The organism is Streptomyces sp. S3(2020) (assembly GCF_013044505.1).
GTDB lineage: Bacteria > Actinomycetota > Actinomycetes > Streptomycetales > Streptomycetaceae > Streptomyces.
Map to the genome: position 1 here is coordinate 14,638 of NZ_JABERD010000055.1, position 12,457 is coordinate 27,094.

Consider the following 12,457-nt stretch of genomic DNA (forward strand, 5'->3'; position numbering starts at 1 on the left):
CACGTCAGAAGGGGGCCCGGTGGCCGCTCAGGCTCAACCAACCGCGGTCGGCTCGGTCCAGGACTCGGTTCGGGATCGTGAGATCAGCGTCGAACAGGAACACCTCGACCGGGTGTACCAGCGTCTTGAGGAGAAGATCCACGAGGCGGAGTTCCTGATGAACGACGCGGCCAAGCGCGGCCAGGTCGGCACGCCAGGCGCACTCGCCGAGCGGGACGCTCAGGTGTTCCGGGCGGGGGTGCACCTCAACCGGCTCAACAACGAGTTCGAGGACTTCCTCTTCGGCCGGATCGACCTGCTCCTGGGGAAGGACGGCAAGAAGGGCCCGGACGGCGCCTACACCGCCGTAGAACCCGCCGAAGGCACCGTGCGGGACGACAACACCGCCGACATCGCCGAGACCCTGCACATCGGCCGCATCGGGGTCCTGGACTCCGAGTACGCGCCGCTGGTCATCGACTGGCGGGCCCCCGCCGCGGCACCCTTCTACCGCTCCACCCCGGTCGACCCCGGCCGGGTGGTGCGCCGCCGGGTCATCCGCTCCAAGGGCCGCCGCGTCCTCGGCGTCGAGGACGACCTCATGCGCCCCGAGCTCAAGGCCTTCCTCGACGGCCACGAGCTGCCCGTCATCGGCGACGGCGCCCTGATGGCCGCCCTCGGCCAGGCCCGCAGCCACACCATGCGGGACATCGTCGCCTCCATCCAGGCCGAGCAGGACCTGGTCATCCGGGCGCCCGCCGCCTCGGTGACCTACGTCGAGGGAGGCCCGGGCACGGGCAAGACGGCCGTGGCCCTGCACCGCGCCGCCTACCTCCTCTACCAGGACCGGCGCCGCTACTCCGGCGGCATCCTCATCGTCTCGCCGACCCCGCTCCTGGTCGCGTACACCGAAGGTGTGCTCCCCTCGCTGGGCGAGGAGGGCCAGGTCGCCATCCGGGCGATCGGCTCGCTCGTCGACGGCGTGGAGGCCACGCTGTACGACTCTCCGTCCACGGCCCGGGCCAAGGGCTCGTACCGGATGCTCAAGGTGCTGCGGAAGGCGGCCAGAGGGGCACTGGAGGGAACCTCCGGCAACGGCGGTCCCACGGGCGCCCCGGCCGGGCAGCGCGGCCCCCGTGGCGCGGGCCGGCGCGGTCGCGGCGAGGCGAACGGCCGGCTTCCGTTCGGCGCCGACGACGCCTCCGTCGGCCAGCTCGCCTTCGGCGACGACGACACCCCCGCCCAGGCCCCGGCGGGCTCGCCCGCCCGGCTGCGCGTGGTGGCCTTCGGGCGCCGCCTGGAGCTGGAGGCGCCGGAGCTGGAACGTATCCGCCACTCCGCGCTCAGCGGCACCGCCCCCGTGAACCTGCTGCGCCCCCGAGCCCGCAAGCTCCTCCTGGACGCCCTGTGGGCCCGCTCGGGCGCCGCGGGCCGACACACCGACCCGGAGCTCGCCGCCGAACTGCGGTCCTCCTTCGACGAGGACGTCAGCACCGAGGACAGCTTCATCGACTTCCTCAACGCCTGGTGGCCGGAGCTCACCCCGAAGGCCGTCCTCACCGCCATGGCCGACGAGCGCCGGCTGGGCCGCTGGGCCCGCCGGATCCTCAACCCCGGCGAGGTCCGCAAGGTCGCCCGTGCGCTGCGGCGGGACGGGTACTCCGTGCACGACATCGCCATGCTCGACGAGCTCCAGGCGATCCTCGGCACCCCGGCCCGCCCCAGGAAGCGGCGTGACCTGGACCCGCTCGACCAGCTGACCGGCCTGGAGGAGCTGATGCCGGTCCGCGAGGAGACCCAGCGCGAACGCGCCGAGCGGCTCGCCGAGGAGCGCACCGAGTACGCCCACGTCATCGTCGACGAGGCCCAGGACCTCACGCCGATGCAGTGGCGCATGGTCGGCCGCCGTGGCCGGCACGCCACCTGGACGGTCGTCGGCGACCCGGCCCAGTCCTCCTGGTCCGACCCCGACGAGGCGGCGGAGGCCCGCGACGAGGCCCTGGGCACGCGTCCGCGCCGGCGCTTCGAGCTCACCGTGAACTACCGCAACCCCTCGGAGATCGCCGAACTCGCCGCCAGGGTGCTGGCTCTGGCGATGCCCGGCTCCGAGTCCCCGCGGGCCGTACGGTCCACCGGCGTCGAACCCCGCTTCGCCGTCGTACGCGAATCCCTCGCGGCCACCGTCCGCGAGGAGGCCGCGCGTCTCCTCGACCGGGTAGACGGCACGATCGGCGTGGTCGTCGCCATGCAGCGCCGCGAGGAGGCCGCCCGCTGGCTCGCCGGGCTCGGCGACCGGGTGGTGGCCCTGGGCAGCCTGGAGGCCAAGGGTCTGGAGTACGACGCGACGGTCGTCGTCTCCCCGGCCGAGATCGCCGACGAGTCCCCGGCCGGCCTGCGGGTGCTGTACGTGGCCCTCACCCGGGCGACCCAGCAGCTGACGGTCGTCTCGGCGGACCGGGACGAACCGGACACGAACGGGGTGCCCGATCTGCTGAGGGACTGAACTCGCGGGATGGGAATGGCCTTACGGGATCCGTTTGTTAGCCTGGGTGTGACACCGGCCCGATCCAAGCCCCCGGGCCCAACCTTCGTCCCTCAGAGGGACCACTTGCCGCGAGGCGAGCATGGCGGGTCGGTGTCACTTCCTCCCTCTTCCTCCCGCCGCACCGTGAACAAAACGTTCGCAATCCGTCGCGGCTAACGCCTACTCATCAGTAGGTGCGACGATCGGACGGCATACAGCACCACAGGTGAAAGCAGAGGAAGTCGGCCATGGCAACGGCGCCCAGCGTCTCCTACTCGATCACGGTCCGTCTGGAGGTGCCCGCGAGCGGAACCGCGGTCTCCCAGATCACCACGGCCGTGGAGTCCCACGGAGGCTCGGTGACCGGCCTCGACGTGACCGCCTCCGGCCACGAGAAGCTCCGCATCGACGTCACCATCGCGGCGACCTCCACGGCCCACGCCGACGAGATCGTCCAGCAGCTCCGCGGCATCGAGGGCGTCACCCTCGGCAAGGTCTCCGACCGTACGTTCCTGATGCACCTCGGCGGCAAGATCGAGATGCAGTCCAAGCACCCCATCCGTAACCGTGACGACCTCTCCATGGTCTACACGCCGGGTGTGGCCCGCGTCTGCATGGCGATCGCCGAGAACCCCGAGGACGCCCGGCGTCTGACCATCAAGCGCAACACCGTTGCGGTCGTGACGGACGGCTCCGCGGTCCTCGGCCTCGGCAACATCGGCCCGATGGCCGCGATGCCGGTCATGGAGGGCAAGGCGGCCCTCTTCAAGCGCTTCGCCGACATCGACGCCTGGCCGATCTGCCTGGACACCCAGGACACCGACGAGATCGTCGCGATCGTCAAGGCGATCGCCCCGGGCTTCGCCGGCATCAACCTCGAGGACATCTCCGCGCCCCGCTGCTTCGAGATCGAGGCCCGGCTGCGCGAGGCCCTGGACATCCCCGTCTTCCACGACGACCAGCACGGCACCGCGATCGTCGTCCTCGCCGCCCTGAAGAACGCGCTGCGCGTCACCGGCAAGGCGATCGAGAACATCCGCGTCGTCATGTCCGGTGCGGGCGCGGCCGGTACGGCCATCCTCAAGCTGCTGATCGCCGCGGGCGTCAAGAACGCCGTCGTCGCCGACATCCACGGCGTCGTGCACGCGGGCCGCGAGGACCTCGTGTCCGCCGCCGCGGACTCGCCGCTGCGCTGGATCGCCGACAACACCAACCCCGAGGGCCTGACCGGCACGCTGAAGGAGGCCGTGCGCGGCGCGGACGTGTTCATCGGCGTCTCCGCCCCGAACGTCCTGGACGGCGACGACGTGGCCGCCATGGCCGAGGGCGCCATCGTGTTCGCGCTCGCGAACCCCGACCCCGAGGTGGACCCGGCGGTCGCCCGCCAGACGGCCGCGGTCGTGGCCACCGGCCGCTCCGACTTCCCGAACCAGATCAACAACGTGCTGGTCTTCCCGGGTGTCTTCCGCGGTCTGCTGGACGCCCAGTCCCGCACGGTCAACACGGACATGATGCTGGCCGCCGCGACCGCCCTGTCGGACGTGGTGACCGAGGACGAGCTGAACCCGAACTACATCATCCCCAGCGTCTTCAACGACAAGGTCGCGGGCGCGGTCGCCGGAGCGGTGCGCGAGGCGGCGAAGGCGGCGGCGTCCTCGTAGGACGATGTGCGCGGGCTGTGAGGATCGCCACGGCAAGGCCTTGCATCGGCGCGTCGTGGAACCCGGGGCTGCCGGCCGCCGTTTATCGTGTCGGCCAGGCTCGGGGCCTCTCTTCGTGTGACACCCAAGGGTGTTCTCACGATTCCTGCGGGTGCCGGATTGGCTTTCGCGCCGCAGGTGGGGGCAGGATGCGTCTCTGGGCGCGAGGGTCTGACGACGGACCCGGGTCCGGGGCCTTACCGAGAACCCTGGCAGCATCGGCATCGCTGTGCCGAATATGCGGCTTCGCCGCGTGGCACGCCCCAACGGCAAAAGAACACGGGAGTAACAACATGAACCGCAGTGAGCTGGTGGCCGCCCTGGCCGACCGCGCCGAGGTGACCCGCAAGGACGCCGACGCCGTGCTGGCCGCGTTCGCCGAGACCGTCGGCGAGATCGTCGCCAAGGGCGACGAGAAGGTCACCATCCCCGGCTTCCTGACCTTCGAGCGCACCCACCGTGCCGCTCGCACCGCGCGCAACCCGCAGACCGGCGACCCGATCCAGATCCCCGCCGGCTACAGCGTCAAGGTCTCCGCGGGCAGCAAGCTCAAGGAAGCCGCCAAGGGCAAGTAAGCCTGACGGTACGTCCGGTACGACGTACGCGTACGAGGCGCAGTAACGCCAATGGGGCGGCCCCCTTGTCCGGGGGCCGCCCCATCGTCGTACTCAGGAACCGGTCTATCCGAGCGCCTTGCCCGGCAGTTCGACCTTCGCGCCCAGCTCCACGAGCTTCTCCATGAAGTTCTCGTAGCCGCGGTTGATGAGGTCGATGCCGTGGACCCGGGAGGTGCCCTGGGCGGCGAGGGCGGCGATCAGGTAGGAGAAGCCGCCGCGGAGGTCGGGGATGACCAGGTCGGCGCCCTGGAGCCGGGTCGGGCCCGACACGACGGCCGAGTGGAGGAAGTTGCGCTGGCCGAAGCGGCAGTCGCTGCCGCCCAGGCACTCGCGGTACAGCTGGATGTGAGCACCCATCTGGTTGAGCGCGGAGGTGAATCCGAGGCGGGACTCGTAGACCGTCTCGTGGACGATCGACAGGCCGGTGGCCTGGGTGAGCGCCACGACCAGCGGCTGCTGCCAGTCCGTCTGGAAGCCCGGGTGCACGTCGGTTTCGAGCGCGATGGACTTCAACTGGCCGCCGGGGTGCCAGAAGCGGATGCCCTCGTCGTCGATCTCGAAGGCCCCGCCCACCTTCCGGTAGGTGTTCAGGAACGTCATCATCGAGCGCTGCTGGGCGCCGCGGACGTAGATGTTGCCCTCGGTCGCCAGCGCCGCGGAAGCCCACGAGGCGGCCTCCAGGCGGTCCGGGAGGGCGGCGTGGTTGTAGCCGCCGAGCTGGTCCACACCGGTGACGCGGATCGTGCGGTCGGTGTCCATCGCGATGATGGCGCCCATCTTCTGCAGGACGCAGATGAGGTCCTCGATCTCCGGCTCCACCGCGGCGTTGGAGAGCTCGGTGACACCTTCGGCGAGGACCGCGGTGAGCAGCACCTGCTCGGTCGCGCCCACCGACGGGTACGGCAGCCGGATCTTCGTACCGCGAAGACGCCGCGGCGCCTCCAGGAACTGCCCGTCCGCCCGCTTCTCGATCGTCGCGCCGAACTGCCGCAGCACCTCGAAGTGGAAGTCGATGGGCCGGCCGCCGATGTCGCAGCCGCCGAGGCCGGGGATGAAGGCGTGCCCGAGGCGGTGCAGCAGCGGGCCGCACAGCAGGATCGGGATTCGGCTCGAACCCGCGTGGGCATCGATGTCGGCGACGTTCGCGCTCTCCACGTGCGTCGGGTCCATCACCAGCTCGCCCGGCTCCTCACCCGGACGGACCGTCACCCCGTGCAGTTGCAGCAGACCGCGTACGACCCGCACGTCACGGATGTCCGGAACGTTGCGCAGTCGACTCGGCCCGCTGCCCAGCAGGGCGGCGACCATGGCCTTCGGTACGAGGTTCTTCGCACCGCGAACACGGATCTCGCCCTCCAGCGGGGTGCCGCCGTGGACAAGCAGTACGTCGTCAGAGCCGTTGACGGTCATGTATCTCGCGTTCCGGTTGGTGGGGCAGGTGGCCAGAAGGGAAAGGGTAATCGCCGCCCACCCCCCTTCCGTAAGCCCAAGTGCCGCCCAGCCACGTCATAGCTGTGTCACAACACGAACGGTTGGCCGCCGGGCACATGGGGTCACGGTGACAGTTGTGCGCGTGGGGCGCGTGGTTGCGCCCACCCGTCTCCCACCACCACCCTCATACGAGGCCCTGACGGGCCGCTTCTCAGATTCATAGCTGCATTCACCGTCGTCCCCGCATTGCCTCCCCGCTCGCGGGGAAGATGCGGGATCATGTCTGGCATGACCGAGGTGTCCTCGCTCACAGGGCGGTTGCTCGTGGCAACGCCCGCCCTGGCGGACCCGAACTTCGACCGTGCGGTGGTGCTCCTTCTCGACCACGACGAGGAGGGCTCCCTCGGTGTCGTCCTCAACCGGCCCACCCCGGTGGACGTCGGCGACATCCTGGAGGGCTGGGCGGACCTCACCGGTGAGCCCGGCGTCGTCTTCCAGGGCGGCCCGGTCTCCCTCGACTCCGCGCTCGGCGTCGCCGTCATCCCGGGCGGCGCCTCCGGTGAGCGCGCCCCGCTGGGCTGGCGCCGGGTGCACGGCGCGATCGGTCTGGTCGACCTGGAGGCACCGCCGGAACTCCTCGCCTCGGCCCTGGGGTCGCTGAGGATCTTCGCCGGATACGCCGGCTGGGGGCCCGGCCAGCTGGAGGACGAGCTGGTCGAGGGTGCCTGGTACGTCGTCGAGTCCGAGCCCGGCGACGTCTCCTCCCCGTCCCCGGAGAGACTCTGGCGCGAGGTTCTGCGCCGCCAGCGCAACGAGCTCGCGATGGTGGCCACGTATCCGGACGACCCTTCGCTCAACTGACGGGTGTGACCTTCAGTACCCTTGCGTTTATGAGCACTCTTGAGCCCGAGCGCGGGACTGGTACGGGGACCCTCGTAGAGCCGACGCCACAGGTGTCCCACGGCGACGGCGACCACGAGCGCTTCGCCCACTACGTCCAGAAGGACAAGATCATGGCGAGCGCCCTCGACGGGACCCCCGTCGTGGCGCTGTGCGGCAAGGTGTGGGTGCCCGGCCGCGATCCGAAGAAGTACCCCGTGTGTCCCATGTGCAAGGAGATCTACGAGTCCATGGGCGTCGGCGGGGACGGCGACGGCAAGGGCGGCGGCGACAAGTAAGCCCTCCGCCCGATCTGGCTTCGCGAGGCCCCTGGGGCGCGTTCCGACGCGCTCCGGGGGCCTTTCGCATGTCACGAAGTGGTTGAGACCTCTTGTGGCCATGTTCATGTAGTCCCTAGCCTCCGTTGTGCAGAGCGAAACCGTCATTGCACATGTTGCAACGCACGCATGCCCGGAGGCCCACTCCATGAAGCTCTCCCCCCGCCCCCCCCACCTGGCCGTCCTGCTCACGGCCCTCGCCCTCACCGCCTGCGCCCCGCAGACCTCCACCAACTCCTCCTCCGACAAGGACGACAAGACCGGCACGCTGCGCGTCTGGCTCTTCCAGGAGGTCGGCAACAAGCCCAAGGAGAAGGTCGTCGACTCGGTCGTGGCCGCCTTCGAGAAGGCCCACAAGGACACCGAGGTCGACGTCGAGTACATCCCGATCGACACCCGCGCCCAGCGCGTCAAGGCCGCCTTCAACGACCCGAAGTCCGCGCCGGACGTCATGGAGTACGGCAACACCGACACCGCCGGCTATGTGAAGGACGGTGGACTTCTCGACGTCACGAAGGAGTTCGGCGCCTGGAGCGATGCCAAGGACACCGACCCGACGGCGAAGCAGTCCGTCACCGTGGACGGCAAGGTGTACGGGGCGCCGTTCTACGTCGGCGTACGCGCCCTGTACTACCGCACGGACATATTCGAGGAACTCGGCCTCCAAGTGCCGACGTCGATGGCCGAGCTGGCTTCCACGGCCCGCAGGATCCGGGCCGCCGAGCCCGGGTTGTACGGCCTGGTCGTCGGCGGTGCCTACACCTACGGCGCGATGCCGTTCGTGTGGGCCAACGGCGGCGAACTCGCCACCGGCACGTCGGGCTCGTACACCTCCGCGATCGACAGCGCGGCCGCCCAGAAGGGCATCAAGGCGTACACGTCCCTGTTCTCCGACGACAACTGTCCCGCCGCCAAGTGCGCGGGCTTCGGCGGCAACGACACGATCACCGCGTTCGCGGCCGGCAAGGCGGGCATGGCGATCGGCGGCGACTTCAGCCACACGGCGGTCGAGGCGGGCAAGGTCAAGGGCAAGTACGCGGTCGTCCCGCTGCCGGGGGTCGCCTCCGGCTCGATCGCTCCCGCGTTCGCGGGCGGCAACAACATCGGCGTACTGAAGAGCACGTCGCACCGGACGCTGGCCGTCGAGCTGATGGAGCAGCTGTCGTCGAAGAAGACGCAGACCTCGATGTTCGACGCGATGGGCTTTCTGCCGACGTTCACCGATGTGCGGCAGCAGGTCGCGGCGCGGGAGCCGTATGTGAAGCCGTTCGCGCAGACGCTGGGCGCGGGGACGAAGTTCGTGCCGGCGTCGCCGGGGTGGTCGCAGATCGACTCGTCGCTGGTGCTGCCGACGATGTTGCAGGAGGTCATCAGCGGTAAGAAGGATGTGGCCGCGGCCTCGAAGGACGCGGCCGTGAAGATGGACGAGGCGTTTGGCTCCGCGGGGTGAGCGTCACGCCTACGAGCTCGGGGGCTGCGGAGCGTTCGCGGGTGCGGGAAGGTCGTGGCTGGTCGCGCAGTTCCCCGCGCCCCTGGGTGGGTGGGGGTTCGCGGCGTCAGCAGGCTCCCTGGCTCTACCTCGCCCCCGCTCTCGTCGTTCTCGGCTCGCTGCTCGTCTACCCCATCTACCAGCTCGGACTGATCTCCCTCTTCAAGTACACCCAGGCCCAGGTCAGCGGTGGTGAACCCACCACCTTCGAAGGGTTCGGGAACTACGCGGAGGTCTTCTCCGACGACCAGTTCTGGCAGGTGCTGCTGGCCACCGTCGTCTTCGCAGCGGCCTGTGTCGTGTCCACCCTCGCCGTCGGGTGCGCGCTCGCCGTGCTGCTCACGCGGGTGCGGGCCGTGCCGCGGCTGGCGTTGATGCTGGCCGCGCTGGGGGCCTGGGCGACGCCGGCCGTCACCGGGTCGACGGTGTGGCTGTTCCTGTTCGACGCGGACTTCGGGCCGGTGAACCGGGTCCTGGGCCTCGGTGACCACTCGTGGACGTACGGACGGTTCAGCGCCTTCTTCCTCGTCCTGCTCGAAGTGGTGTGGTGCTCCTTCCCGTTCGTGATGGTCACGGTCTACGCCGGTATCCGCGCCGTCCCGGGCGAGGTGCTGGAGGCCGCGGCCCTCGACGGTGCCTCGCACTGGCGGATCTGGCGGTCCGTGCTGGCACCGATGCTGCGGCCGATCCTGGTGGTCGTCACCATCCAGTCGGTCATCTGGGACTTCAAGGTCTTCACGCAGATCTACGTCATGACGAACGGCGGCGGCATCGCCGGACAGAACCTCGTCCTGAACGTCTACGCCTACCAACAGGCGTTCGCCTCCTCGCAGTACGGCCTCGGCGCGGCGATCGGGGTCGTGATGCTGCTGATCCTGCTCGCCGTGACGCTGGGATATCTGCGACTGCTCCGGAGACAGGGGGAGGAACTGTGAATCTTGTACGAGCCGGGGCGCGGCCCTTTGCGAGGCGTCCGTCTTTTGTGAGGCGTCCGTGGCGGTTGGCCGCCGAGGCCTCCGCGCTGCTGATCGCGGTGGTCGTCGCCTTCCCCCTCTACTGGATGGTGCTGAGCGCCTTCAAACCGGCCGGGGAGATCGAGTCGGCCGAGCCGCGGCCCTGGACGCTTTCGCCCTCCCTGGATTCCTTCCGGCGCGTGTTCGGCCAACAGGATTTCGGTCGGTATTTCGTCAACAGCCTTGTCGTGGCTTGCACGGTGGTGATCGCCTCCGCGCTGATCGCGTTTCTCGCGGCGACCGCCGTGACACGATTCCGGTTCCGCTTCCGGACCACGCTGCTGATCATGTTTCTGGTGGCGCAGATGGTGCCCGTGGAGGCCCTGACGATCCCCTTGTTCTTCCAGATGCGGGACCTCGGTCTGCTGAACTCGCTGGGCTCGCTGATCCTTCCGCACATCGCCTTCTCGCTGCCGTTCGCGATCTGGATGCTGCGGGGGTTCGTGAAAGCGGTGCCCGAGGCGCTGGAGGAGGCCGCGTACATCGACGGGGCGAGCCGGTCGCGATTCCTGTGGCAGATCCTTTTCCCGCTGGTGTTCCCGGGGTTGGTGGCCACGAGCGTGTTCTCGTTCATCTCGGCCTGGAACGACTTCCTGTTCGCCAAGTCGTTCATCATCAGCGACACGTCCCAGTCGACGCTGCCGATGGCCCTGCTGGTGTTCTACAAGCCGGACGAGCCGGACTGGGGTGGCGTGATGGCGGCCTCGACGGTGATGACGATTCCGGTGCTGGTGTTCTTCGTACTCGTACAGCGACGGCTGGTCTCCGGACTGGGCGGAGCGGTAAAGGACTGACGTGACTTCACTTGCGGATCTGATTCCGGCGCCGCGCGCCGTCGAGGGACCCGCCCGGTGCGGGTTCGTCTTCGGGGCGGACACCGCCCTGTGGGGCGCGCCGGGCACCGAGGGCACGCAGCGGTGGCTGCGCTCCACGCTGGGCGCGGCCCTCGGGCTGCCGCTGCCGCCGGGGCAGGAAGGCGCCGAGAACAGCGTCACGCTGCGGCTCGACGACAGCCTGGACCCGGAGGGGTACCGGCTGAAGGTGACCTCCGGCTGGGGTGTCGAGATCACGGGCGGCGGCCCGGCCGGGGTGTTCTGGGCCGCGCAGTCACTGCGTCAACTCCTCGGCCCCGACGCCTTCCGGCGCGCTCCGATCGGCCCCGGACTCGAATACGGCGTCCAGCACCAGACCATCGAGGACGCCCCCCGCTTCCGCTGGCGCGGCCTCATGCTCGACGTGGCCCGGCACTTCATGCCCAAGGACGGTGTCCTGCGCTACCTCGACCTGATGGCCGCCCACAAACTCAACGTCTTCCACTTCCACTTGACGGACGACCAGGGCTGGCGGATCGAGATCGGGAGGTACCCCCGGCTGACCGAGGTCGGCTCATGGCGGGCGCGTACCAAATTCGGCCACCGGGCCTCGCCGTTGTGGGAGGAGAAGCCGCACGGTGGCTACTACACGCAGGACGACATCCGGGAGATCGTGGCCTACGCCGCCGAGCGGCATATCACCGTCGTCCCCGAAATCGACGTACCCGGCCACTCGCAGGCCGCCATCGCCGCGTACCCGGAACTCGGCAACACCGACGTCATCGACACGACCTCCCTCTCCGTCTGGGACACCTGGGGCATCTCCGAAAACGTACTCGCCCCCACTGACAACACCCTGCGCTTCTACGAGGGCGTCTTCGAGGAACTCCTGGAACTGTTCCCGAGTGAGTTCATTCACGTCGGCGGCGACGAATGCCCCAAGGACCAGTGGCGGGCCTCACCCCTCGCACAGTCCCGTATCAAGGAACTCGGGGTCGGCGACGAGGACGGGCTCCAGTCGTGGTTCATCGGTCACTTCGACACCTGGCTCACCGCGCGCGGCCGTCGGCTCATCGGCTGGGACGAGATCCTGGAGGGCGGTCTCGCCCGGGGCGCGGCCGTGTCCTCGTGGCGCGGGTACGCCGGTGGCGTCACGGCCGCGCGCGCGGGCCATGACGTCGTCATGTGTCCTGAACAGCAGGTGTACTTGGACCACCGCCAGCACGAGGGCGCGGACGAGCCGGTCCCCATCGGCTACGTCCGCACGCTGGAGGACGTGTACCGCTTCGAACCCGTTCCACCCGAGCTGACCTCGGCGGAAGCGGCGCATGTGGTCGGCACGCAGGCCAACCTGTGGACCGAGGTGATGGAGGACCACGCACGCGTGGACTACCAGGCCTTCCCCAGGCTTTCGGCCTTCGCCGAGGTCGCCTGGAGTGATCTGCCCGCCCCGGCGGAGCGCGACTACCCCGACTTCGAGCGGCGAATGGAACAGCACTACGAGCGACTTGACGCCCTGGGTGTCTCCTACCGGCCGCCCACCGGACCGCTGCCCTGGCAGCGGCGCCCAGGAGTGCTCGGCCGGCCGATCGAGGGGCCGCCCCCGAACCGGTAGGTCTCCCGAACAGGTTATGGATAAAACCCGCAAGCGTCACCGAAGAGTGTCAATCCGTAC

Annotated in this window: 10 protein-coding genes; 9 read left to right on the forward strand and 1 reads right to left on the reverse strand. The window is 69.4% G+C overall.

Annotation, left to right across the window (positions count from 1 at the left end; genetic code table 11):
- Positions 1 to 19: 19 nt before the first annotated feature.
- From HLK59_RS19400 to HLK59_RS19410, 3 genes are all read left to right on the forward strand, one after another.
- Complete coding sequence (locus tag HLK59_RS19400) at positions 20 to 2,482, forward strand: UvrD-helicase domain-containing protein (protein WP_171142729.1); 2,463 nt, start codon at positions 20 to 22, stop codon at positions 2,480 to 2,482.
- 269 nt (positions 2,483 to 2,751) lie between these two features.
- On the forward strand, positions 2,752 to 4,164 hold the full coding sequence (locus tag HLK59_RS19405; RefSeq protein ID WP_171142730.1) for an NAD-dependent malic enzyme: 1,413 nt from the start codon (positions 2,752 to 2,754) through the stop codon (positions 4,162 to 4,164).
- A gap of 332 nt (positions 4,165 to 4,496) precedes the next feature.
- On the forward strand, positions 4,497 to 4,778 hold the full coding sequence (locus HLK59_RS19410) for an HU family DNA-binding protein (RefSeq protein WP_007382399.1): 282 nt from the start codon (positions 4,497 to 4,499) through the stop codon (positions 4,776 to 4,778).
- A gap of 105 nt (positions 4,779 to 4,883) precedes the next feature.
- Here the strand turns inward: HLK59_RS19410 and murA are convergent, their stop codons facing one another.
- Positions 4,884 to 6,230: a UDP-N-acetylglucosamine 1-carboxyvinyltransferase gene (gene murA, locus HLK59_RS19415; RefSeq protein ID WP_171142731.1), complete on the reverse strand. Its 1,347-nt coding sequence runs from the start codon at positions 6,228 to 6,230 to the stop codon at positions 4,884 to 4,886.
- 309 nt (positions 6,231 to 6,539) lie between these two features.
- Here murA and HLK59_RS19420 point away from each other — a divergent pair, with 309 nt between their 5' ends.
- The 6 genes from HLK59_RS19420 (at position 6,540) to HLK59_RS19445 (ending at position 12,397) form a co-directional block, all read left to right on the forward strand.
- Positions 6,540 to 7,112 carry a YqgE/AlgH family protein gene (locus HLK59_RS19420; RefSeq protein WP_046258927.1) on the forward strand — a complete coding sequence of 191 codons (573 nt, stop codon included), beginning with the start codon at positions 6,540 to 6,542 and terminating at the stop codon, positions 7,110 to 7,112.
- A gap of 29 nt (positions 7,113 to 7,141) precedes the next feature.
- The gene (locus HLK59_RS19425; RefSeq protein ID WP_171142732.1) at positions 7,142 to 7,429 is read left to right on the forward strand and encodes a DUF3039 domain-containing protein; all 288 of its coding nucleotides are present in this window, start codon (positions 7,142 to 7,144) and stop codon (positions 7,427 to 7,429) included.
- A gap of 187 nt (positions 7,430 to 7,616) precedes the next feature.
- Positions 7,617 to 8,918 carry an extracellular solute-binding protein gene (locus HLK59_RS19430; protein ID WP_171142733.1) on the forward strand — a complete coding sequence of 434 codons (1,302 nt, stop codon included), beginning with the start codon at positions 7,617 to 7,619 and terminating at the stop codon, positions 8,916 to 8,918.
- Between the two features lie 86 nt (positions 8,919 to 9,004).
- Positions 9,005 to 9,892: a sugar ABC transporter permease gene (locus tag HLK59_RS19435; RefSeq protein WP_346779768.1), complete on the forward strand. Its 888-nt coding sequence runs from the start codon at positions 9,005 to 9,007 to the stop codon at positions 9,890 to 9,892.
- Positions 9,889 to 10,764, forward strand: a complete 876-nt coding sequence (locus HLK59_RS19440; RefSeq protein WP_171142735.1) for a carbohydrate ABC transporter permease — start codon at positions 9,889 to 9,891, stop codon at positions 10,762 to 10,764. Before HLK59_RS19435 ends, HLK59_RS19440 begins: the two co-directional genes overlap by 4 nt.
- Before the next feature lies 1 nt (position 10,765).
- Positions 10,766 to 12,397: a beta-N-acetylhexosaminidase gene (locus HLK59_RS19445; RefSeq protein ID WP_171142736.1), complete on the forward strand. Its 1,632-nt coding sequence runs from the start codon at positions 10,766 to 10,768 to the stop codon at positions 12,395 to 12,397.
- Positions 12,398 to 12,457 lie beyond the last annotated feature (60 nt).

Excerpts from the sequence above, each read along its gene's own strand:
- HLK59_RS19405 (WP_171142730.1), top strand. The coding sequence starts at position 2,752 with ATGGCAACGGCGCCCAGCGTCTCCTACTCGATCACGGTCCGTCTGGAG.
- murA (WP_171142731.1), bottom strand. The coding sequence starts at position 6,230 with ATGACCGTCAACGGCTCTGACGACGTACTGCTTGTCCACGGCGGCACC.
- HLK59_RS19430 (WP_171142733.1), top strand. The coding sequence starts at position 7,617 with ATGAAGCTCTCCCCCCGCCCCCCCCACCTGGCCGTCCTGCTCACGGCC.
- HLK59_RS19420 (WP_046258927.1), top strand. The coding sequence starts at position 6,540 with ATGACCGAGGTGTCCTCGCTCACAGGGCGGTTGCTCGTGGCAACGCCC.
- HLK59_RS19410 (WP_007382399.1), top strand. The coding sequence starts at position 4,497 with ATGAACCGCAGTGAGCTGGTGGCCGCCCTGGCCGACCGCGCCGAGGTG.
- HLK59_RS19425 (WP_171142732.1), top strand. The coding sequence starts at position 7,142 with ATGAGCACTCTTGAGCCCGAGCGCGGGACTGGTACGGGGACCCTCGTA.